Annotated in this window: 23 protein-coding genes and 3 tRNA genes; 11 read left to right on the top strand and 15 right to left on the bottom strand. The window is 48.6% G+C overall.

Annotated elements, in window-relative coordinates:
- Positions 1-50 precede the first annotated feature (50 nt).
- Positions 51-500: a DUF4258 domain-containing protein gene (locus tag HHL17_RS09475; protein WP_169224485.1), complete on the bottom strand. Its 450-nt coding sequence runs from the start codon at positions 498-500 to the stop codon at positions 51-53.
- 101 nt (positions 501-601) lie between these two features.
- Here HHL17_RS09475 and mtaB point away from each other — a divergent pair, with 101 nt between their 5' ends.
- On the top strand, positions 602-1879 hold the full coding sequence (mtaB, locus tag HHL17_RS09470; protein ID WP_169224484.1) for a tRNA (N(6)-L-threonylcarbamoyladenosine(37)-C(2))-methylthiotransferase MtaB: 1278 nt from the start codon (positions 602-604) through the stop codon (positions 1877-1879).
- Positions 1880-1894: 15 nt separating this feature from the next.
- Here mtaB and HHL17_RS09465 read toward each other — a convergent pair whose 3' ends face one another.
- The 3 genes from HHL17_RS09465 to HHL17_RS09455 are packed head-to-tail and all read right to left on the bottom strand — an operon-like array spanning position 1895 to position 3526.
- Entirely contained in the window at positions 1895-2506 is a 612-nt protein-coding gene (locus HHL17_RS09465; RefSeq protein WP_169224483.1) for a DinB family protein, read from the bottom strand.
- Positions 2507-2563: 57 nt separating this feature from the next.
- Positions 2564-3202 (bottom strand): leucyl/phenylalanyl-tRNA--protein transferase, encoded by a 639-nt coding sequence (gene aat, locus HHL17_RS09460; protein ID WP_169224482.1) that lies wholly within the window; start codon positions 3200-3202, stop codon positions 2564-2566.
- A 15-nt stretch (positions 3203-3217) separates the two neighbouring features.
- On the bottom strand, positions 3218-3526 hold the full coding sequence (locus tag HHL17_RS09455; protein ID WP_169224481.1) for an ATP-dependent Clp protease adaptor ClpS: 309 nt from the start codon (positions 3524-3526) through the stop codon (positions 3218-3220).
- A 168-nt stretch (positions 3527-3694) separates the two neighbouring features.
- Between HHL17_RS09455 and HHL17_RS09450 the strand changes: the two genes are divergently transcribed.
- The 5 genes from HHL17_RS09450 (at position 3695) to HHL17_RS33710 (ending at position 6581) form a co-directional block, all read left to right on the top strand.
- The gene (locus HHL17_RS09450) at positions 3695-5848 is read left to right on the top strand and encodes a cation:proton antiporter (protein WP_169224480.1); all 2154 of its coding nucleotides are present in this window, start codon (positions 3695-3697) and stop codon (positions 5846-5848) included.
- 201 nt (positions 5849-6049) lie between these two features.
- Positions 6050-6124: transfer RNA gene (locus tag HHL17_RS09445), tRNA-Val, on the top strand.
- Between the two features lie 38 nt (positions 6125-6162).
- Positions 6163-6237 (top strand) — tRNA-Val (locus HHL17_RS09440).
- Positions 6238-6270: 33 nt separating this feature from the next.
- A tRNA-Val gene (locus HHL17_RS09435) sits at positions 6271-6345 on the top strand.
- A 107-nt stretch (positions 6346-6452) separates the two neighbouring features.
- Positions 6453-6581 carry a hypothetical protein gene (locus tag HHL17_RS33710; RefSeq protein ID WP_262889026.1) on the top strand — a complete coding sequence of 43 codons (129 nt, stop codon included), beginning with the start codon at positions 6453-6455 and terminating at the stop codon, positions 6579-6581.
- A 79-nt stretch (positions 6582-6660) separates the two neighbouring features.
- Here the strand turns inward: HHL17_RS33710 and HHL17_RS09430 are convergent, their stop codons facing one another.
- Positions 6661-7608, bottom strand: coding sequence for a hypothetical protein (locus tag HHL17_RS09430; RefSeq protein ID WP_169224479.1), 948 nt, complete (start codon positions 7606-7608; stop codon positions 6661-6663).
- 129 nt (positions 7609-7737) lie between these two features.
- Here HHL17_RS09430 and HHL17_RS09425 point away from each other — a divergent pair, with 129 nt between their 5' ends.
- Complete coding sequence (locus HHL17_RS09425; RefSeq protein WP_169224478.1) at positions 7738-8397, top strand: metal-dependent transcriptional regulator; 660 nt, start codon at positions 7738-7740, stop codon at positions 8395-8397.
- Positions 8398-8402: 5 nt separating this feature from the next.
- Complete coding sequence (locus HHL17_RS09420) at positions 8403-10274, top strand: Nramp family divalent metal transporter (protein ID WP_169224477.1); 1872 nt, start codon at positions 8403-8405, stop codon at positions 10272-10274.
- 9 nt (positions 10275-10283) lie between these two features.
- Here the strand turns inward: HHL17_RS09420 and HHL17_RS09415 are convergent, their stop codons facing one another.
- Positions 10284-11816, bottom strand: coding sequence for an MFS transporter (locus HHL17_RS09415; RefSeq protein WP_169224476.1), 1533 nt, complete (start codon positions 11814-11816; stop codon positions 10284-10286).
- 107 nt (positions 11817-11923) lie between these two features.
- Complete coding sequence (locus tag HHL17_RS09410) at positions 11924-12349, bottom strand: MarR family winged helix-turn-helix transcriptional regulator (RefSeq protein ID WP_169224475.1); 426 nt, start codon at positions 12347-12349, stop codon at positions 11924-11926.
- Positions 12350-12508: 159 nt separating this feature from the next.
- On the opposite strand from HHL17_RS09410, the gene HHL17_RS09405 reads away from it, so the two are divergent.
- A complete protein-coding gene (locus HHL17_RS09405; RefSeq protein ID WP_169224474.1) occupies positions 12509-12898 on the top strand; it encodes a thioesterase family protein in 390 nt (129 codons plus the stop codon).
- Here HHL17_RS09405 and HHL17_RS09400 read toward each other — a convergent pair.
- From HHL17_RS09400 to HHL17_RS09375, 6 genes are all read right to left on the bottom strand, one after another.
- Positions 12893-13630: a LytR/AlgR family response regulator transcription factor gene (locus HHL17_RS09400; RefSeq protein WP_169224473.1), complete on the bottom strand. Its 738-nt coding sequence runs from the start codon at positions 13628-13630 to the stop codon at positions 12893-12895. The two genes, HHL17_RS09405 and HHL17_RS09400, sit on opposite strands and share 6 nt — an antisense overlap.
- Positions 13608-14672, bottom strand: coding sequence for a sensor histidine kinase (locus tag HHL17_RS09395; protein ID WP_206155950.1), 1065 nt, complete (start codon positions 14670-14672; stop codon positions 13608-13610). Before HHL17_RS09395 ends, HHL17_RS09400 begins: the two co-directional genes overlap by 23 nt.
- Before the next feature lie 22 nt (positions 14673-14694).
- Positions 14695-15048, bottom strand: a complete 354-nt coding sequence (locus HHL17_RS09390) for a DUF4288 domain-containing protein (protein WP_078671871.1) — start codon at positions 15046-15048, stop codon at positions 14695-14697.
- A gap of 48 nt (positions 15049-15096) precedes the next feature.
- Positions 15097-15837, bottom strand: coding sequence for a LiaF transmembrane domain-containing protein (locus tag HHL17_RS09385; protein WP_169224472.1), 741 nt, complete (start codon positions 15835-15837; stop codon positions 15097-15099).
- A gap of 257 nt (positions 15838-16094) precedes the next feature.
- The gene (locus tag HHL17_RS09380) at positions 16095-16763 is read right to left on the bottom strand and encodes an FAD-binding oxidoreductase (RefSeq protein WP_169224471.1); all 669 of its coding nucleotides are present in this window, start codon (positions 16761-16763) and stop codon (positions 16095-16097) included.
- Between the two features lie 44 nt (positions 16764-16807).
- Complete coding sequence (locus HHL17_RS09375; protein ID WP_169224470.1) at positions 16808-17413, bottom strand: GDSL-type esterase/lipase family protein; 606 nt, start codon at positions 17411-17413, stop codon at positions 16808-16810.
- A 191-nt stretch (positions 17414-17604) separates the two neighbouring features.
- Between HHL17_RS09375 and icd the strand changes: the two genes are divergently transcribed.
- Both icd and HHL17_RS09365 read left to right on the top strand, forming a co-directional pair.
- Positions 17605-18876 (top strand): NADP-dependent isocitrate dehydrogenase, encoded by a 1272-nt coding sequence (icd, locus tag HHL17_RS09370; protein ID WP_169224469.1) that lies wholly within the window; start codon positions 17605-17607, stop codon positions 18874-18876.
- Between the two features lie 287 nt (positions 18877-19163).
- On the top strand, positions 19164-20393 hold the full coding sequence (locus HHL17_RS09365) for an NADP-dependent isocitrate dehydrogenase (RefSeq protein WP_169224468.1): 1230 nt from the start codon (positions 19164-19166) through the stop codon (positions 20391-20393).
- A gap of 128 nt (positions 20394-20521) precedes the next feature.
- Here HHL17_RS09365 and HHL17_RS09360 read toward each other — a convergent pair whose 3' ends face one another.
- Entirely contained in the window at positions 20522-22195 is a 1674-nt protein-coding gene (locus tag HHL17_RS09360) for a L,D-transpeptidase family protein (protein ID WP_169224467.1), read from the bottom strand.
- A gap of 253 nt (positions 22196-22448) precedes the next feature.
- Positions 22449-23018 carry a helix-turn-helix domain-containing protein gene (locus tag HHL17_RS09355; RefSeq protein ID WP_317166536.1) on the bottom strand — a complete coding sequence of 190 codons (570 nt, stop codon included), beginning with the start codon at positions 23016-23018 and terminating at the stop codon, positions 22449-22451.

Genomic DNA, 23018 nt, shown 5'->3' with positions numbered 1-23018 from the left:
CGGAAAACTACGACTTTTTTCCCGCAAAGACGCTATTTCTCTGTGAGCGCCTATTCGCAGGCGCAGGTCCAGTCCTTTTCCAGGTCAATACAGGTGATCACTTTCGCGTGCTGTTGGTCACAGGGGGCAAAAACAATACGAAGGTGCTGCCCTTCGTGAGAATAGCCTTCCAGTGCATAGGTTGGGCATGGTTGGTCGTTCGGATTGGATTTTTCCGGGTTGATGATGCCGGTTGACAGGATTTCCTGCACCTCATCCTTTGTCACATGACGGCAATCCATCCGACAAATGGCATGCCTGGTATATTCCAGCCGTGCCTGACGGTTGAGCGCTCCTGCTGATACATTGGCAGACATCCTGCCGGAAGGTGTTACTACGGGCTTGTCCGTAATTGGCGCAGAAGCTTTTTTATCGCTTCCTTTCCACCATTCCTGATGCCAGCCGGCAAACAATAATAATCCCAGTAAAATAACGGGCAGGTACTTTTGCAATGATCTCATATTCGATTAACAGACTCACCTTTTAAGAAAAGCGGCCCTAAATTACTTAATAATTACTTACCAAACTATGACATAAAAAGTTCCTACCTTTGCCCTCCTTTATGGAACAGGTTAAAACAGTAGCATTTCATACACTCGGCTGTAAGCTGAATTTTTCAGAAACCTCCACTTTAAGCAGGTTGCTGGAACAGGATGGGTTTGTTAAAACGGATTTTGAGAATACGGCAGATGTGTATGTCATCAACACCTGCTCTGTGACCGACAATGCCGATAAGGAATGCCGGCAACTGGTACGTCGTATCCAGCGCCGCGCCCCGGAAAGCATGGTGGTGATCACCGGCTGTTATGCCCAGCTCAAACCACAGGAAATCGCTTCTATCGAAGGGGTGGACCTGGTACTGGGCGCCGCGGAAAAATTCAATATCACCGAGCACCTGAAAACGCTCACCAAAGGCAACAGCGCTAAAATCTGCTCCTGCGACATCGAAGATGTCAATACCTTTCACGCTTCCTATTCCGTTAACGACCGTACCCGTACCTTCCTGAAAGTACAGGATGGTTGCGACTACGGCTGCACTTTCTGCACCATTCCCATGGCCAGAGGTAAAAGCCGCAGTGATAGTGTTAGCAGCGTAGTAGAAAATGCCGTTCAGCTGGCAGCCAACGGCGTAAAAGAAATTGTGCTCACCGGTGTAAACCTTGGCGACTTCGGCAAAGGCCTCCACGGCGGCAAAAAAAGAGAAGAAACTTTTTATGAACTGATACAGGAACTGGACAAAGTGGAAGGTATCGAACGTTACCGCATCTCCTCCATAGAGCCCAACCTGCTCAGCAATGAGATCATTGAATTCGTGGCCAACAGCCAACGGTTCATGCCTCATTTCCATATACCGCTTCAGAGCGGCAACAACGAAATACTGGGCCTCATGCGCCGCCGCTACCGCCGCGAACTATACGCGGAAAAAGTAGCGCTCATCAAACAGTTCATGCCACACTGCTCTATCGGCGTGGACGTGATCGTTGGCTTCCCCTCTGAAAGCGATGCTCATTTCCAGGACACCTACGATTTCCTCCACGATCTCGATGTGTCTTATCTGCACGTATTCACTTACTCCGAAAGGGCCAACACCCCCGCACTCGATATCAATCCTGTAGTGCCGGTCAATATTCGCCACGAACGCAATAAACAACTGCGTAACCTCAGCCACAAAAAACAACAGTACTTCCAGGAACAACACCTGAATCAAACCCGCAAAGTACTGTTTGAAAGTCACAGCAAAGACGGCATGATGGAAGGTTATACCGATAACTACATCCGCGTGACCACCCACTTCCGCGAGGAATGGGTCAATCAGCTGGTAGACTGGGAACTGCGGTAGTTTTCAACGGCGCAATTATTTCGGGAAACCCGGATCAGCCTTTACTTCATCAATCTGTTTGATATGCCGCATCGTATGGGCAGCATTAAACAGCAATAACTGGTACGCATCTACGTAGCCCAGGTTGGGATCATTGGTAATATGCGCCCGCAGCATGTCTTTGGTATTAGCCACATAATCAATCAACTGGTCTCTTTGTGCCACAAATGCATTGATGGCATCTGCAGGAGAAGCATAGTTGTGTTTAGGCATCCCAAATGGCGGTGTTTTCTGTTTCTGGCTGCGATCTTCCACCATCTTGACCAACTGTTCGTCCGTATATTTCAGGTCTTTCTTTTTCTGCGGATTAGGCATTTCTCCTACCAGTTTCTTCTCAGCGTCCGTCATGACTTTTTCAATGATGGTAAGATGTTCCACACAATCGATGATAGACCAGCGATCAGGCGCCGGCCTGAATTCCAACTGGGCATCCGTCAGCCCTGCAACAGCTTTCAGCAAATCGCTCTTTGAGTCCTTCAGCCGGTTGATCAATTGGGCTTTGGTTTCATCATCCTTTGTAAATCGCAGGGGAAGCGCGATAAAGCTGGAAAATAGTACTACGGCCAAAGATAAAATCACTTTTTTCATGGCAGTAAAATTTAAGTGGAAAAATGGGGTCGGTGAGTCACCACAAAGCTACAAAAATCAGGGCACTTCTATCAGTTCCAGGAAGGTTTCACGGGGAATGAAACCCGCGCCCAGCGAGGCGAGATGTTCCGTTTCCACCTGGCAGTCGATCAGCTTCAGCTCCTTTGCATAAGCCTGTACAAAAGTGATGAAAGCCGCTTTGGAAGCGTTGCTTACATCTGAAAACATGGATTCGCCAAAGAAACAGGGACCAATTTTTACACCATAGAGGCCGCCTACCAGCTGGTCATCCAGCCAGCTTTCCACAGACATGGCATAGCCTGCCTGATGCAAACGGATATAGGCTTGCTGCATCTCATCCGTAATCCAGGTACTGTCCTGCCCGCGGCGGGGAATACGGCTGCAACGCGCAATGACGGCAGGGAAATCAGCATTATAGGTAATGCGGAACTGTTGGCGGCGCAGTACCTGCTTCATACTGGAAGACACTTTCAGGTCAGCCGGAAACAACACAAAACGGGGATCGGGGCTCCACCAGAGTATAGGTCGTTCGTCAAACCAGGGGAAAATACCGGAGCGGTAGGCCAGCAGTAACCTTTCCATAGAGAGGTCACCACCTACGGCAAGCAGGCCATCCGGCTCAGCGAGATGTACCGGGGGGAAAAGTAATTGTTTATTGAGACGGAAAACGGGCATGAACAATATAATCGGTTAGCGGTCCGCCATCTCTTCGATAGTGGCGCTGATACCTCTTTCCACCAGCGCTTCCCACATAGGGTGCAGCTTGTGATATTCCCCTTCCTTCACAGCATATTTACCATTGTGATGTATAATCAGGGCACATTGCTCCGCCTGCTGGTGGGTGTGGCCGCATACTTCAATCAGGGAAGCGATCACCCAGTCGAAGGTATTGACATCATCATTCCACACCACCAGGCTGAAGGGAAATTGCTCATCTTCTGCCACCAGTATGTCCTCCAGCTCTTCCGTAAATACCTGTGTATTAGTTCTTTCGCTCATTTTTAAATAAAGCTTTACGCAAAATTACATGGATTATTCGTTAATTTATTCATATTTGACCCAGAGAAATGATTATTTAAGATTTGTTTATTTTCATATTCGCTGCTTTGTGCCGCTGTGCGGTGCAGAAATGGTAATCAGACAATAAACAAAATAACAATGTGTTATATGGTCCATAGCTTGGTTTTATTGATGGATACCCATCTGCCCCTGAAAGATCCGGTACCTATTTTTTCACTGGTACTGTTTATTATTCTGCTGGCCCCGATTATCCTCCGCAAATTCCGTATCCCCAGTATCATCGGACTGATACTTGCCGGTATGGCTATTGGTGATCACGGTTTCGGCATTATCGAAAAGGGCAGCATCGATCTGTTTGGCAAGGCAGGCTTGCTGTATATCATGTTCCTGGCCGGCCTGGAGCTGGACATGACTGAGTTCCGCAAGAACCGTTACCGCAGTATGGTCTTTGGCGCATTGACCTTCTTCATCCCGCTGCTGCTCGGTTTTGTGGTGTGTACCTATGTGCTGCATTTTAACTTCAAGGCCACCCTGCTGGTATCCAGCATGTTCGCCACCCATACGCTGGTAGCCTACCCGCTGGCCAGCCGGCTTGGCATTACCAAAAATGAAGCCGTGACCGTTGCCGTAGGTGGCACCATCATTACCGATACCGCCGTACTACTTATCCTGGCCGTTATCACCGGGGCGCAGGCGGGCAACCTCAATACTGCTTTCTGGGTGAAACTGGGCATTTCCCTGACCATATTCGCCGGGATCATCCTCTGGCTGATGCCGATGCTGGGCCGTTGGTTTTTTAAGAAAATCAAGGACGATAAAACCTCCCACTTCATCTTTGTGATGGCCCTCGTGTTCGCCTCTGCCTTCCTCGCGGAACTGGCCGGTGTGGAAGGCATCATCGGCGCGTTTCTCGCCGGATTGGCGCTCAACCAGCTGATACCACATACCTCTCCGCTGATGAACCGCATCGAGTTTGTAGGCAACGCCCTCTTTATTCCGTTTTTCCTGATCAGTGTAGGCATGCTGGTAGACCTGCGCGTACTGCTCAAAGGCCCCGAGGCGCTCATCATTGCAGGCGTCCTCACCGTCATGGCCCTCAGCAGTAAATGGTTCGCCGCTTTCTTCACACAGCTGATCTTTAAATACAGTCCTACCCAACGGAATGTGATCTTCGGCCTGAGCAGCGCACACGCCGCCGCCACCATCGCGGTGATCCTTATCGGTTTTAATATGGGCATTGTAGATGAACATGTGCTCAACGGCACAGTAGTGCTCATTCTCATCACCTGCCTGGTAGGTTCTTTCGTTACTGAAAATGCCGGACGCCGGTTGGCGCTGCAGGAAGCGGAACAAAAACCGGAACTGCCGGACCAGCCGGAACGTATACTGGTGCCCGTTTCCAATCCCGAACGTATCGAAGCACTGCTGGACTTTGCCGTGATGATCAAAGACGCCAACGCCCCTACGCCGATCTATCCGCTGGCAGTGGTACAGGACAATGAAGAAGCGCGTGACAAGATCCATCTGACCAATAAAATGATGGAAAAAGCCATCATACATGCAGCTGCCACGGAAAGCAATGTGCAGGTGGTCACCCGCATCGACCTCAACGTGTCCGATGGCATTGCCCGTGCCGCCAAGGAACTGATGATCAGCGACGTGATCCTCGGCTGGACAGACAAAACCAGCACCACCGACCGCCTCTTCGGCAATATCTTCGGTACCACCATGGACAACGTATTGCAGAGTGTATGGGAAACGGTATATGTGTGCAACTTCCTGTACCCGCTCAACACTACTAAAAAAATGGTGCTGGTACTGCCGCCCAATACAGAATATGAACTGGGATTCCTGCACTATATGCAGAAAATGTTTCTGCTGGCCAAACAGGCCGGCGCCAAACTGCTGGTATTTTCCAACGCCAGAACACAGTCCCTTACAGAAGCATTTATCACACAGTCCAAACTGAGCGTGGAAGTCACTTTCAAACAATTCGAAACCATCGAGGATTTCCTGATCCTCTCCCGTGAAGTAACCCGTGATGACCTGGTAGTAGTGGTGACGGCCCGCAAAGGCACACTGTCTTATCACGCTTACCTGGAAAATATTCCGGCTAAAGTAAGCCGTCACTTCAAAGACAATAATGTTATCCTGCTGTATCCGGAACAAACGGAAATTGATTACCTGGAAGCAGGACTGCAACCTGATGACCTTACCCTGGCACCTATACAGGAGCAACTGGCCAATCTGAACAAACTCGGAAAAGCGTTCAAACGTATCTTCAAAGGACCTAAAAAATAAGGTGCATCATCATACATTATGTATACAATTCATCAATCATATCAGCAACGACAAATATTTTTCACCTGCTTCAAACCCTTTACAATAAAGGGTTTGAAGCGAACAACTTTATAAAATTTCAAAAAATATTTGGTAGAATAAAAATAGTTTATACCTTTGCAATCCCATCGAACGAAAGGCTCAATGGTAAACAAGAAAGAAGGGAGCTTAGCTCAGCTGGTTCAGAGCATCTGCCTTACAAGCAGAGGGTCACTGGTTCGAATCCAGTAGCTCCCACACTTCAGTTTTTTGAATTATTGAAAGGATCTTTTTTAGGGAGCTTAGCTCAGCTGGTTCAGAGCATCTGCCTTACAAGCAGAGGGTCACTGGTTCGAATCCAGTAGCTCCCACACACTTCATCGTCATTTAAAAGATCTTTTTCCGGGAGCTTAGCTCAGCTGGTTCAGAGCATCTGCCTTACAAGCAGAGGGTCACTGGTTCGAATCCAGTAGCTCCCACACAAAGCCATTCAGTAGTACTACTGAATGGCTTTTTTATTTTAATCCCTACCTTAGCTTCCACAACATCCCCCAACCCTTAAACACCAACAGATGAAACAACTTATATGGCTGGCTGTATGGCTGATGCTACAGCTTTTAAGCCTGTCACCCGCGCATCTTACTACCAGTTTCTGAATGTGCAGTCCAACCCACAGGTGGTGAAGGAAATACTGGAAAAGTTTGAAATCCGTTAGATAATATCCTCCATAAAAAGAGAAGACCGAAGCGATGTTATCCGCTTCGGTCTTCTCTTTTTATCTTTCTAAATAATGATTATTTCTTCTTTTTCTTCTCTGCTTTTTTAGCATAGTTTCCTTCAAAGAAACATTTAATACCGCGGTAAGCGCCACAGCCGCCTATCTCCCGGATATTAACCCTGCCGGCAGAGAACTGGAAGGCAATACCACAGGACGATTCCTTGTCTTTGTACTCTCCTCTGTTGCCGGCGATATAATGTCCTTTTCCACTCAGTTCTCCTTTACAGTTGCCATTGTCTTTAGAGAAAGTAATGAAGAACTGGAAGGTTTTTCCGTCTTCACCATCACGGATGGAGATCAGGCTCATGTCGCCGGAAGTATAATCACCGGAGAATTTATGCTTGCGGGGCAATGTGTCGATGGGATTGAAGATCTGACCGGGTGTGGTAGGACCATTGGAATTGGTCATGATCAACTGTACAGAGCCATCTTTGTTCACAGCATAAAAATCTTCTTTCAGTGCGGTATTGCTGCCGCTCATTTTTTTCTCCGAGCTTACTTTGATCACATTTTTACTGTCGATGGAAGTGGAGATAACAGTACCATCGGCACTACCGGTATTGGCTATACGCAAACGGTTAAGGTATTTTCCTTTTTTGTCAAGTATACAGAGATAACCAGTGGTTTGTGTCCGGCCTACTGCTTTAATGACCATGTAGTTGGTCAGATTTCCCTGCATACGGGTCAGGGGAAACAGCTTTACTTTTTCTGTTTTACCGTAATCCCCCATCAGGAGGGTGTCTGTCAGGAAGCGGCCCACGTCTGCCACGCCAACGGCCAGTGAATCGGCCTGTTTCAGCTGCAGGGAGTCTGCATTCAGTTTATACGGTAATGTTCCGGGGGTAAACAATTCCTGGAAGTCTTCGAATGTCATCGGCTCATCAGCGCCTCTGCCAGGTTTCTTTTTGGATTTGCAGGCTGCCAGTGCAACAATTGTCAATAATAATAACAGGTAACGCTTCATGAAAAGTTGATTCAGGGCGAAAAGTTAGATATAATTTTTATATGTGCGCAGCTAAAATCAAAAAACATACCGGATAGGGAAAAGTTCACAAAAATTATTTAGATTTGTCTAAATAATTTTTTAGACGATATGAACTTATCCATTGCAGAAGAGAACTACGTGAAGGCCATATATAAGCTCCAGGAAGGGGATACAGCCGTGACTACCAACGCCCTGGCGTATGAACTGGATACCAAACCGGCTTCTGTAACCGATATGGCTAAGAAGTTAAAAGAGAAACAACTGATAGATTATGAGAAATATAAAGGCATCACCCTTACCGCCGAAGGCCGTAAAACAGCCCTGCAGATTGTACGCCGTCACCGGCTGTGGGAGTGCTTTCTGGTAGACAAGCTGGCTTTCAGCTGGGAGGAAGTGCATGAGTTGGCTGAAGAGCTGGAACATGTACGCAGTGAAAAACTGACCAACCGGCTCAGTGAATACCTGGGCAATCCGACCGTAGACCCGCATGGAGACCCCATCCCCGACGCTCATGGCAGGATGGCTAAACCACGCCCGCAGACTTCACTGGACCAGGCCAACGCCAAACGGCTGGTGGTCACGGCCGTTACAGACCAGTCAGTCGCCCTGCTGGCCTTCCTTAATGCCAAAGGCATCCGCCTCGGCACCCAGCTGGAAATTGTTGCTCATTATGAATATGACAATTCCATCGAAATAAAAATGAAACACGCACCTTCTCTCACCATCAGTGAACAGGTAGCTAAAAACATCATGGTTAGACCCGTTTGAATATTATGGACTACAATCGTGCAACGTCCCTGAGTGAGGTACATCAGAGCATAGATACAAGCAATAAATCGAAGTGGAAAAAACTGTTCGCCTTTTTCGGGCCGGCCTACCTCGTCAGTGTAGGATATATGGACCCCGGCAACTGGGCCACAGACCTCGCCGGCGGCAGCCAGTACGGCTATAAACTGATATGGGTACTGTTGATGAGCAACCTGATGGCCCTGCTGCTGCAAAGCCTCAGCGCCCGGCTGGGCATCGTTCGCGGCCGCGACCTGGCACAGGCCAACAGGGAAACATATCCACGCAGTGTTAACTTCATCCTGTACCTGCTGGCAGAAGTGGCCATCGCGGCCACAGACCTCGCAGAGGTGCTGGGCATGGCCATCGGGCTGCAACTGCTCACCGGCCTGCCGCTGATATGGGGCGTTAGCCTCACCGTGCTGGACACTTTCCTGTTGCTGGTGCTGCAACGTTACGGCATCCGCAAAATGGAAGCTTTCATTGTGGCGCTCGTAGCCATCGTGGGCATTTCTTTCCTCGTACAGCTGGTCATGGCCAAACCCGATATACGGGAAGTGGCGCAAGGCTTCATCCCTTCTATCCCCGATAACACCGCACTGTATATCGCTATCGGTATCATCGGTGCTACCGTAATGCCGCATAACCTTTACCTGCACTCTGCACTGGTGCAAACACGCAAGATCAAACGAGACGACGCCGGCATCAAACAGGCGCTGAAGCTCAACTTTATAGACAGCACCATTGCCCTCAATCTCGCGTTCCTGGTCAACGCCGCCATCCTCATTCTGGCTGCAGCCGTATTCTTCAAAACCGGTCGCACCGACATTGCAGAAATACAAGACGCCCATCGGTTGCTGGAACAATTACTGAGCAGCAAACTCGCGCCCATCCTCTTTGCCGTGGCGCTGATTGCCGCAGGACAAAGCAGCACTGTGACCGGCACCCTCGCGGGGCAGATCATCATGGAAGGTTATCTGCACCTGCGTATCAACCCATGGCTGCGCCGGCTGCTGACCCGCCTACTGGCCATCGTACCGGCTTTCCTCGTTATCCTTATCGCCGGCGAAAACCAGGTAGGCGCCCTGCTGGTCTTCAGCCAGGTGCTGCTCAGCATGCAGCTGGGCTTCGCTATCATCCCGCTGATCCACTTCGTAAGCGATAAACATACCATGGGCAAATTCGCCATCAAACCCGGCACCAAAGTCCTTAGCTGGGCCATCACTGCTTTGTTGGTATATTTGAATATGCGCATGGTGTACGCAGAAGCAATAGGCTACATTTCCGGCAACGGCAATGTCTTCATCGACGGTATCATCATCCTGGCCTCCCTCGGCTTCGTGGTGCTGCTGATCGTCACCGTCGTATACCCGCTGATCAGCCGCTACCGCCAGGAAACAACCGGTGGTATCCATACGCCGCAGGTCTCCCTCGGTGAACTGGAAAAGCCGGAATACAAATGCATCGCCATGGCGCTGGAATTCAGCAAAAAAGACGAACAGATCATCTCCAATGCTATTGCCCACGGTAACGAGCATACGGAATACCTGTTGATACACATCGTGGAAAGTGCCTCCGCCAAATACTTCGGTACAGAATCTGATGACTTTGAAACACGTAAAGACCAGGAGCAGCTGGACACCTACCTCGCGCTGCTGAACAGCCGCGGCATCAAAGCCCGTGGCATGCTCGGCTTCCGCCACCGCGCCAAGGAAATTGCCCGCATCGTGAACCATGAAAAAGCCGATTTCCTCGTACTCGGCGGCCATGGCCATAAAGGTATCAAGGACTGGATATACGGGGAAACAGCCAACCAGGTACGTCACTTTGTGAAAATACCCGTACTCGTGGTGCAATAACGGAAACAACTACACGATTTTGTATTTGTTTTTCGCGGCAACTTCATGCATTTCAAACCGGCGTACCAGCAATACCAGTACTGCCGCTACCGTTGCTATGATGGCTACATACATGGTAATATCGCGGATAGACATCAGCATCGCCTGCAGTTGTAATTTCTTTTGTACCATGGCCTGCGCGGCCAGCGTGGCATGCTGCACGTCCATCCCATGCGAGCGGTACAAGGCACTAAAGGCGCCCAGCTCCCGGCCGTAAAGCGGATTATCATAGGTGAGGCTTTCAGACAGCCAGGTAGCATGGGTTGCCGTATCCCTGAACAACCAGTTGCTGTACAAAGCATACCCCGCAAAGGAACCGATGATATAACGGAAAGATAAACTGCCCATTACCCTGTCCCCGTTCATCTTCCGGGGAACATTGGTGGCCGCAAAAGTGGAAAGGGTAGTCAATACCAGGCCATAAGCCATGCCCTGCATCAGGTAAGGTATGATCAACGCTTCAAAAGTAGCGGCGGTCTGTATGTTGTTCCCAAAAAGATACAACGACCCGGCATACAACATAAAACCAACGCTGAGCATTATACGGCGTTGTACTCCTCTACAGAGCAACCAGCCGGTCAACGGAAAGCTGATCATATAAGCGCACAGCACGATAATGGCCACCTGTGAAAGATAGTTTTCTTCTCCCCTGAAATTATAAGCAGCGTAATAGTTAAACAGAAAACCAGTACTGTAAAACACATACAGCACCACCATAAAGGCAATACCCAGCGGCACCTGCTTATATAGACTGAATACCCGCAGGTCCCAAAAAGGCCGCTTCAACCGAAACTGCCGGTATATGAACAACAACGTGGTGATAACACAACCTATCAACGCATACTGAATGGTGTTATCCTCAAACCAGTCGAGCGTTTTGCCGTAAGTCAACATATACGAAAAAAGAAAGGCAGCTATCACAAACAACAACATGCTGAGCCAATCTACCTGATACAAGGGTACCCGCCGGTGCATCCGCTGACGGTGGAACAGGAGCACACAAAGTAACATGCAGATACCCGCCGCTGTCGCGGAAATCAGGTAGATATCGTGCCAGTCATAATCTTCCAGAACAGGGTTCACAAAAATATCCGCCAGTTCTCCCCCAAAACGTGCGATGGTATAATAGATACCGTAGAACATGGCCCGGTGGCGCATGACAGGATATTCATTGGTCAGTAAAGAGATGAAATCCAGCAGACAGGCCAGTTTCAGCATGCCGATAAAAAAATTGCTCACCAATAATAACGGAGCATAATTGATCGTGTAACACAACAAAGCCAACAATACCTGCAAGCCCAGCGCCAGCTGCAGTAAATCTGATTTCTGAAAATACATCCGCAGGCGGTAGTATACCGGTATAATGGCCACCATGCCGATAGCGCCGGCCTGCGAAAGCCAAACGACCGTTTCCGGCTCAATACCATAAAAGGCTGCCAGCCGTGATGCAGTAGTGCTGGTAATGCCCAGCACAAAAGCCTGCAGAATTATCAGCAACATCATGACTGGCCCCTTTACCCGTTTGGGTACAAAAGATCGATATGGTGATAATGCATAAACCATGGGAGGTGTTATTTATAGTTGAATATGCAACTATTTAGGTAAATTTTTTATTGCAATTGACGGATGATAGCAGATAGCACAGCTCTGGCAGCAGCCAGTTCCTTTTCATCAAAATCCGCCGTCAGGCTGTCCAGAAACGGGTCCAGCACCGGCAGCACTTCTTTTTTCAGGGCCTGCCCTTGCTGCGTCAACACAATCTTTTTATTACGGGCATCGGTTTCATCCGCTACACGGGCCACCAGTCCTCTTTTTTCCATGTTGTGGATAACTTTGGTGATACTGGCTTTGTCTTTATGCAGCAAGTCAGCCAGCTCCTGTTGCTTACGTCCCTCCCGCTGCCACAATACCCGCAGAACAGTCACCATCTCGGAAGTGAGATCGATGTGATGTTGTGCCAGCAGTGCATTGATGCGCAACCGGTAAAGCCCCAGCGCCTGGGAAATCAATAAGCTGATCCGTGGTGATTGGTCCATTGTCTGCCATTTTTTAACTATACAAAGGTACTAAAATTAGTTGAATAGTCAACTAATTGATTTTTACAGACACACAGCTGCGCATTTACCAACAGGCACAGGCGCCAGTGCTCTCATAAACGATTAATAGCTTACCTTGAACAGATAAAAAACTGGATTATGCGGACCATCTTTCAGCCCGGCGATGTGAAACATTTTACCCGTCACGTACGGGCAGAAGACTGTGCTGCTTTTGACAGCGGCAGGGTACATCCCGTGTATGCCACGTTTGCGCTGGGCCGCGATGCAGAATGGTGTTGCCGGCTGTTTGTATTGGAAATGAAAACGGAAGAAGAAGAGGGTATCGGTACCATGTTGACCGTAGAACATCTTTCACCGGCCCTGCAAGGCAGCGAAGTACATTTTACCGCTACCATCACTGCCTTGCAGGGAAATGAAATCATCTGTAGTTATGAAGCGCATGTGGGCAACCGGCTGATCGCGCGAGGCACACAGGCGCAGAAAATATTGCTCAAAGAAAAACTGGAACGGCGTTTTGCCGCTTTATAGTCCCAGCGCCGCTTTCAGGCGGGGATACCCGGTTTTGCTCACCAGCACCCTGGCGCCGCTGCGCAGGATAGCGAGGTGGTTTTCCTTCTCATAAGGATCAATGCGGGTCACCTGGTTCACGTTGAGTATATACGAACGGTGCACCCGGGTGAACTGCTGCGGGTCCAGCGTCTGCTCAAAAAACGACATGGTTTTGTTTTTCAGGAAACTGCCTTCCTGCGTTACAATCTTCACATAATCATCTGCGGCCTCCAGGTAATGAATATCCTGCACCGGGATGATTTTAATTTTTCCGTTGATCTTGATCACCACGCGGTTGTTCTGAAGCGGCGTGGCAGCGGCTGTTTCCAGTAGCGCGGCTGTAGCGGCGGCATTGCTGTTATGTTGTTCCAGCCATTTCTGAAAGGCTTTGTCAAAACGGTCGCGGGAAAAGGGTTTCAGCAGATAATCCACTGCGTGTACTTCAAAAGCGCGGAGTGCATGTTCTTCAAAAGCGGTGGTAAATATCACGGCTGGCATGGTTTCTACCAGCTCCAGCATTTCAAAACCGGTGATCTTCGGCATCTGGATATCGAGGAAGATAATGTCCGGCTGATGCTGCTGAATAGCTTTCAGCCCTTCAAAACCATCGTTGCATTCCTGCATCAGCTCCACCTGTGGATAGCCTGACAGGAATTCCTTTACCACTTCACGTGCCAGAGGTTCATCATCAATTATTACTGCTTTTATCATGTGTTTGTGGTACTTTAATCAGCGTAGTATAAATATTTTCCTGGGCACCTGTTTCCATCAGGTCCTGCCGGGCAAACAGCAGGTACAGCCGCCGTCTGATGGAAGTCAGCCCGAAACCGGTGCCTTTATTGGGCTGCTGCAATTCATTATCAAACGGGTTTTTCACTTCCAGCAGCAACATCCCGTCTTCCACATAAGCCCTGATCGTGATACAGATATCACCCACGGTATCATACAGGCCGAATTTAATGGCGTTCTCTACTACAGGCTGCAACAGCATAGGTGGCACATACATGGCTTCGGCCGCATCATCATAACTAACGCTGGTGGATAAACGATGGCCGAATCTTACTTTTTCAATATCGAGATATAACTGGAGATACTGTAGTTCCTCTTTCAAAGAGATCCAATGGTCATCTTCCCGTTTCAGGGAGCCACGGAGGAAGTCGGACAGCTTGAGCACCATTTCACGGGCCTGCTCCGGGCGCAACATAATGAGTGCGTTGATGGAGTTGAGGCTGTTGAACAGAAAGTGCGGTTGCAACTGTTGCCGCAGCTTATACAGTTCAGCCTCCCGGATAATGGCTTCGTTGGCCTCTCTCCTTTCCCTTTCGCCCTGTTCTTCTTCTTCATCGTACCACAACTGGCTGCGGTAGCCGATCCCGGCGATGATCATACATCCCACGATAAAATGGATGGGGATGGCATTATTCAACCAGCGCAGGTATACCGGGTCTGTATCGAAGGTGGTTTCCAGCAGCCAGTGGGTGAAAAACACCCAGAGCGCCGCCATAACTGAACTCACGACCGTTACATACAGGAACTTGTTGACACCGGCGCCCGGGCGGTAGTACGACAGGTTACGGCTGATCAGGAAACCGGCGCCGCCCAGCAGGAGAACATGCACGGAACTGTCTGAAATAGACTGCCATAAAGTGAGATCAAACCAGTAATACAGCAGGGCTGCATACAACACCAGCCAGATCAGGAATGAGGTAAGGAAACTCCACCGGGAGTTTCCTTTGTATAATTCTTTTGCCAATAGCGCGCCTTTTTTGTCCGTTTTAAACGTTCACTTCAATATATTGTTGTCCCTGCAACTGCGCAGATTTCATCTGCAACCAGGCGATGTAGGAATTAGGATCTCCTGGTTCTTCTATGCGGGAATACAGCTCCATGCCGTCTGTCAGTTGATCAAGGGTATATACTTCAGGTACGTTGATGAACTTCCATTGTACCAATTCCTGTTGTTGGTTCTTGAAGGCATATTGTTCCTGCATTCCGATTTCCCTTGCTTTCTGCCAGGCTTCTTTTTTAGAGATGGCGCTGATCAGTCTCAACTGTTCATCGAATTGCGGCGTATGACTGCCATTACCGCAAATGATCTGATAAACTACTTTAGCAACAAACCAATACATACAATAAGATTTAAAAAGTTGGTACGATAATGCGCTGGTAAGGTCCTTTTAAGCGAAGCTTTTGATCTCCACTCCGCCGAAGATACAGGAGCCTTTCAGCAGCAATACTTTGTCTTTATCAATACTTCCCAGGAGAGCGGCCGGGCGTTTTTCCTCTACGCCACCCATAATGGTAGAGATGTCTACTTTCACGGTCCAGTTGGCCGGTACCACAATCTCACATCCGCCGAAGATAGCGGTCACTTCCAGTGTCACGATACCATTGATGTCTGCCTGCATCAGGTTAAGGTCTGTACCGCCAAATACGTTGGAGACATAACCGCCTTTGAAGTTTTTGGAGGTGACTACCTTTTCGAGGCCACTGAAACAGGAAGATATGTTGATGGTATCGTCATCGGCAGAAATATCACTGCTGGTACGGTCTTTCGCGAAATATCGTGCGTCAGTAAAATACCCGTCGTTGTGTCTTTTAAATAATGCGGTGATACCGATAGCGATCAATACAACCGGCCAGATAAACCGGGCGGTGTTGTAAGGCCAGTGCATGATTTCACCAGCGAGGAAAATGCCGCCTACCGCCATCATCGCAAACCAGGGGCCGCCTCTGAAATTATGTTTGAAGCCCAGTGCCAGGCCAATTACGATCAGGATCATCTGCCAGGAGAATACCCAGCCGGGGATATTCAGGTCCAGTCGCTGCAACAGCAGGCCGGTACCGATGAGGATAAGGATAATACCGCCAATACCGCGTCCTCTTTTTCTTCTGGCGACAAAATCATCTTTAATCATTGTCTTGTTGTTTTCATTGCTGGAATGTTTTAACAATACAAAAGTAGGACGGCTGGAGCGGCTGTAAAAGCTCCATTAGGCTAAAAATGCGGTTTTACCGGTAAAAAGCAGGAAAAGGCCGGTGAAAGTGGCTCAGCTCTCCCAGAACTAAAGTCCTGGGTTATGTTATAGGATTTCATTCAACAGTAAAGTGAATATTAATTGTTGGCATATCTCCCGGAAAACCAAATGTTGCCCAGGGCTTTAGCCCTGGAAAGCTAGATTTCTACCGTTACGAGATCGGCCTTGCCGGAGAGTTTCTCCAGCACTTCCCGGAGCTGTTGCACCATCGGATCAGGGCCACAGATATAGAAATGCTGATCGAAATTGAAAATCTTCCTTTTCAAATATGCTTCATCTATAATATGATGGTCATAACCGGGCACTTCTTCCCGGGTGATGGTATTAATGAAGTTGTTACCCAGCATTTGTTGAAATTCTTCTTTCAGAATGATATCAGCATAGGTGCGATTAGAGAAAAGCAGCTTGTTATCGCCCAGTTGTCCTTTATGCTGCAGGTCGCGGAAGATGGCGATAAAAGGAGTAACGCCGGCGCCACCGGCAATAAAAACACCTTCTCCTTTATACTGGATGGCCCCCCATACATCGTGCAGGATCAGGCTGTCGCCTGGCTGGATATGCCCCAGCAGGTCGGTCACGCTGTGATGGTCGGGATAACTTTTAATCGTGAATTCCAGGTGGTCCCACTCATTCAGGCCGGTAAACGTAAAAGGACGGCGTTCATCTTCCCATCCGGGTTTGTTCACGGCTACTTCTGTAGCCTGACCGGGGACGAACGTGTATCCTTCGGGCTTTTCTACCTTATAACGTTTTACATTGTGTGTGACAGGGGTTACGGACAATACTTTAACGATATGGCTTTCCATAGAGTAGGTTTTCTGGTTTGATATGAATATAGGATATTTTTTGCTCAATGCAGTATATGCGCAGACAGTGCGGCGAGGTCCGCAGCCCAGCGGGCGTAGTCTTTCCCGGAAGGATGGAGACCGTCGGCTGCCACCAGCGAGGCATCCTGCACGGCTTCCCGGGTATAGGCCGTAATGTCCAGCCAGTGGACTCCCTGTGCTGCCGCAATAGCTTTGTTGGCAGCATTAAAAGCGTCTATTTCCCGGGCTATGGCGGCCCGGTCACGGTCTGCCGCAAAAGGCGTCACGCCCCAGTCGGGGATGGAAAGCACCACTACATGTGATGGGCGGTGACCGGCAAAATCAATGGCCTGTTGCAACAGTTGGGTAAACTGCTCCCGGTATTCCTCCAGGCTGCGGCCGCGGTACTGGTTGTTCACCCCTATCAGCAGCGTCACCAGGTCAAAAGTGCCGGTGATGCGGGCTTCCCGGATGCCCTTTTCCAGTTCGTCCGTTGTCCAGCCGGTGGTAGCCACTATTTTAGCGTCATTTATCGCGATGCCTTTGTTACGGAGCAGCTGAACGGTCTGCGCCGGAAAACGTTCTGTTTCCGCTACGCTTTCACCGATGGTATAGCTGTCACCCAGCGCCAGGAAAGAATATGGGACCATAAGGGTATCTGCAATTTTGTTGTGATAAAAAAAGGAACAGCAAAATAGCATTAATCTTAACATAAGCAAAAAGTTATATACGCCCGCTTTTTCACATAGATTTAAGCAGAAAGTTCACCCGCCTTAAACCGGAATGCTGTACCTTTGCACCCGATTACAACAATTAAGTTAACGCATAAAGAAACCGTTTTATGCCGGCAGAAAAAATATCGATGAACAATGGCCTGTTACAGGTCCCTACACACCCAATCATACCATTTATTATAGGCGACGGAATTGGTCCGGATATCTGGCAAGCGAGCGTCCGCGTATTCGACGCAGCTGTGGAAAAAGCCTATGGTAGCGAGCGGAAAATTGAATGGAAAGAAGTATTGGCAGGCGAAAAAGCCTTCCAGGAAACCGGCGAATGGTTGCCTGCTGCAACGCTCGATGCGTTGAAAGAATACCTGGTGTCTATTAAAGGCCCCCTGTCTACACCTGTAGGTGGCGGTATGCGTTCCCTGAACGTGGCCATGCGCCAGGAGTTGGACCTCTACGCCTGTGTAAGGCCTGTACGCTGGTTCAACAAAGTACCTTCTCCGGTGAAACATCCTGAGAAAGTAGACATGGTGATCTTCCGCGAAAACACAGAAGATATCTATGCCGGCATCGAATACATGACAGGTACGCCTGAATGTGAAAAACTGCTCAACTTCCTGCAGAACGAGATGGGCGTGAAAAAAATCCGTTTCCCGCAAACTTCTTCCCTCGGCATCAAACCGGTGTCTATCGAAGGAACAGAGAGACTGGTACGCGCAGCGATCCTCTATGCACTCGAGCACAAACGTCCTTCCGTTACCCTCGTACACAAAGGTAATATCATGAAATTCACCGAAGGCGGCTTCAAAAACTGGGGCTATGCACTGGCGGTAAGAGAATTTGGTGATAAAGTGTACACCTGGGAACAGTGGGAACAAACCAAAAAAGAACAAAACGAAGAAGCTGCCAATAAAGCACTGAAAGTAGCTATCGCAGAAGGTAAACTGCTGATCAAAGACGTGATCGCGGACAACTTCCTGCAACAGATACTGCTGGCTCCTCAGGACTACTCTGTAGTAGCTACGCTGAACCTCAACGGTGATTATATCTCCGACGCACTGGCTGCTGCGGTAGGTGGCATCGGTATCGCTCCGGGCGCCAATATCAACTACCTCACCGGTCACGCGGTGTTCGAAGCTACGCACGGTACTGCACCCCGCTTTGCCAACACCAACACCATGAACCCGTCTTCCGTTATCCTCAGCGGGGTAATGATGCTCGAATACATGGGCTGGAAAGAAGCTGCCGAAATCATCGTGCATGGCCTGAGCACTGCTATCGCCCGCAAACGCGTTACCATCGACTTCTACAACCTGATGGACGACGCTACCCTGGTTAAAACCAGCGAATTCGCGGATGAAGTGATCAAACAAATGCAACACTAATTCCGTCTTTTTAGATAGATACGTAAGCAAAGGAGTGGATCTATCTGTAATGGTTATATTATATATTAACATAATCATTACAGGGAGATCATCACTCCTTTGCTTTCTTATTGTATATTGTTGATGCTTTAAGCAACTGACAGGAAGCCCCTTTACAAGCCATCTTATGAAAATGTTTTGTAATTTTCCCAGCTATTTGTATTTTTCGTGATTATCCCTTTTAGGGACTTGCTTGAATAGTTGTTCGTTTTTGTTGCTTTTAATCTAATTTTTTAAAAAAAACCGTAATGTCAAAAATTAAAGTAGCTAATCCGGTGGTAGAACTGGATGGAGACGAGATGACACGGATCATCTGGAAATTCATTAAGGACAAACTGATACTTCCATATCTGGACGTAGAAATCAAATACTTTGACCTGGGCATGGAACATCGCGATGCGACCAACGACCAGGTAACTATTGATGCAGCTAACGCTATCCGCGAAACAGGCGTTGGTATCAAATGTGCAACTATCACTCCTGATGAAGCCCGCGTAAAAGAATTTAACCTGAAACAAATGTGGAAATCACCGAACGGCACTATCCGTAACATCCTGGATGGTACTGTATTCCGTGAGCCCATCGTGATGAAAAACGTGCCGCGCCTCGTGCCTAACTGGACTGCTCCTATCTGCATCGGCCGTCACGCTTTCGGTGACCAATACCGCGCCACTGACTTTGTTACCAAAGGCAAAGGCAAACTCACTATCAAATTTGAAGGTGAAAACGGTGAAGTGATCGAACATGAAGTATACAACTTCAAAGGCGACGGCGTTGCACTGGCTATGTACAACACCGACGAGTCCATCAAAGGCTTCGCCCGCGCTTGTTTCAACCAGGCCCTGATGAAAAAATGGCCGCTGTACCTGAGCACCAAAAACACCATCCTGAAAAAATATGATGGTCGTTTCAAAGATATTTTTGAAGAAATCTATCAGCAGGAATTTAAAACTGCTTTCGATGCTGCCGGCCTCACTTACGAACACCGTCTCATCGATGACATGGTTGCCTCTGCCCTGAAATGGAACGGCAACTTTGTTTGGGCTTGTAAAAACTACGATGGTGACGTTCAATCCGACACCGTTGCACAAGGCTTCGGCTCCCTCGGTCTGATGACTTCTACCCTGGTTACGCCTGATGGCAAAACCATGGAAGCAGAAGCAGCGCATGGTACCGTTACCCGCCACTACCGCGACCACCAGGCCGGTAAACCAACTTCCACCAACCCAATCGCTTCCATCTTCGCATGGACCCGCGGTCTGGAATTCCGTGGTAAACTGGATAACAACCAGGAACTGATCAACTTCTGTCAGGCACTGGAACAGGTTTGTATCGAAACGGTGGAAAGCGGCAAAATGACCAAAGACCTCGCAGTTTGTATCCACGGCAATAAAGTGGAACATGGCAAACACTTCCTCTACACAGAAGAATTCCTGGAAGAGCTGGACAAAGCCCTGAAAGCGAAACTGGCTAAATAACTATCATTTAGTTATTTTTTCATTTTATTATTTTGATATTAAAAACGCAGCGAAGATCACCTTATATCAGATGGTCTTCGCTGCGTTTTTAATATCAAAATAATAAAATAGCTAAATGACTAAATAATCTACAGTTTCATCTGTTTACGCACCACTTTATCTTCTCCGTAGATATCATCATAAAATACCAATGTGCCTTCTTTGCCTTCTGCTGTAAAATAGCGGAAGTAAATCGGGATACGACGGGTAAGATCTACCTGCCGTTTTTCTTCCCGCTCAATCCATACCCGGACACTGTCACCTTTGTGATTAGTGGTATCCGGCGAAGCTACGAGGTACTGCGCCAGGCTATCCCACTGCTGCACCCGCACACAACCATGGCTCATAGCGCGCATGGAGTTCTTGAACAGCCCGCGGTTATTCGTATCATGCAGGTATACACTGTATTTATTGCGGAAGTTAAACTTCATAATGCCCAGGGAGTTGTCCAGTCCGTCCATTTGCCGCAGCACATAGGGAAAATTCCCTTTGGACAATTTACTCCAATCTATCGTTGACGGATCTACGGCATTACCGGATGCATCAATCACCTCCAGGTTTTTAGCAGCCAGATAACCAACATTTTTCTTGATGGCGGGCAGCATTTCTTTAAACACTATGCTGTAAGGCACACGCCAGTAAGGATACAACATGAAGTTGGTCATGTAGGAATTGAGGATAGGCGTGCGGGTACGCGGGGTACCTACAATCACCCTCGATTCCAGTTTTACCTCTCCACTGTCCACTACCTGTAACGTATAGCCGGGCAGGTTAACCATGATATACGTTCTGGGCAGCGTATCCGGCAGTTTGCGCCAGCGGTCAAGGTTTACAGCCGCCTGCATCACCCAGTCGTGCGTAGAGCGGTTCATCGCCATTACGGTCCTTTTACCAGGAACGCCATCCGGATAAATGTTGAACTCCTTCTGGAAGGCTCTTACGCCTGTCTTCAACAGTGTACTGTCTATCACCTTGCCGGTGGTGTCCAGATGGCCGCTCTGCACCAGCCGGTCAACTACTAACAGCCGGAAAGCGGGTGTGTCTGTATAGTTCAGGGGCAGCGTGTCCCAATGATAGGCGGCATATTTTTCCTTGAAAGAACGAATCCCTTCTTTCAGCGCCACATAACCCGGATGCGTAGGTTCAAGGTCATGCAGCAGGGAGGTCACCTCTCCTTGTTCCAGCGCCTGATGCAGTTTGGCTGTCAGCTGTGCGTCGGTGAACAGGGAGTCGGCTTTCAGTGTCACGCTGTCGCGCGGCGCCGCTCCAAAACGCAGGTCAGAGGCCATTCTCATAAAGGCGTCGGTCAGCATCACGTCCATCCTCGCCCATAAAGCGGCATCTTTTTTAGCCGCAGGATCGCTGCTGAGCTGCTGCCAGGCAGTGTTCAGCGCCGGTTCATGGTAATGCGCCGGTAGCAGGCCTACGTCTTCCGCCTGTTTGATAGCATCTATCAAAGTTGCGGCAGCAGCGTTAGGCACACCGTCTTTCGACCAGCGGCTGGCATTTTCCTTTTCCTTGTAAAAGTCCTGCAGGGCCTGAGGCCGGAAGGCGGGAAGACTGTCTTCCATCACACCATCGTTGTCCTGAATGGCTGACAGCCGTTCGGTAATGCTTTCTTTTACCACTTCGTCCAGCTGCCGGATGTTGGCGACAATTTGTTTCTTTTTGGGGGTTGCGTGCTTCTTTCCATGTCCACAGGCTAACAACAAACACATTCCGGAGCCGCACAACAAACTAAAAATTAAAATCTTGTACTTCATCTGAAAAAATCGATGGGTAAAGATATATAATTTCCATGCCAAAAATAAAAATCCCGGAGCAATAGCTCCGGGACAATGACTGTCGGCACCAATGCACCACTAGCGGCAGCACTCTTTTTTGGTGAACAATGACTGTATGAATTTCAAGACAGACAATAATACTTTTTTCATCTCCCACGATTTTTAAAGAAGAGGCTACGGTGAGCAGTAGCCTCTCTTTTCAACTAAAACTAAAACAACTAACTTCTAACAATTATAGTTTATCAAGGGGAATACGCTTGGGCGTTTTCAGTTGCTTGAACTGGCTGGGCGTAAGGCCGGTCACTTTTTTGAACTGTGCCGACAGGTGCGCCACACTGCTGTACCCCATTTTATAACTGATTTCACTCAAACTCAACTCGTTGTAGTCCAGCAGTTCTTTTACCCGTTCAATTTTTTGTTGAATGATATACTGCTCGATGGTCACCCCTTCCATTTCAGAAAAAAGGCTGCTCAGGTAATGATAATCCTTTTGCAATTTGCCAGCCAACAGCGAGGAAAAATTTTCTCTCATGTCATCCAACTCTGAATAGTGGACAGTTTCTACAACGATATTTTTAATGGCAGCCACCAGCTGCTGTTTTTTATCGTCTATCAGTAGAAAGCCTTCCGCCTGCAAAGCAACTGAAACTGCCTGCAATTGTTGTTCAGTAACCTTTCCATCCACCGTGGCCTTTCCCAGCTGAATGTCGGCTACGGTAAGCGGTACCGCTTCCAGCACTGATTTGACTACTTTAATACAGCGCGGACAAACCATATTTTTTATGAACAGATCTGTTTTCAC

Origin of the sequence: Chitinophaga fulva (assembly GCF_012927205.1) — a bacterium.
Classification (GTDB): Bacteria; Bacteroidota; Bacteroidia; order Chitinophagales; family Chitinophagaceae; genus Chitinophaga; species Chitinophaga fulva.
Note: the sequence above shows the minus strand (reverse complement) of the source record. Positions and strands in the feature narration are given on the sequence as shown.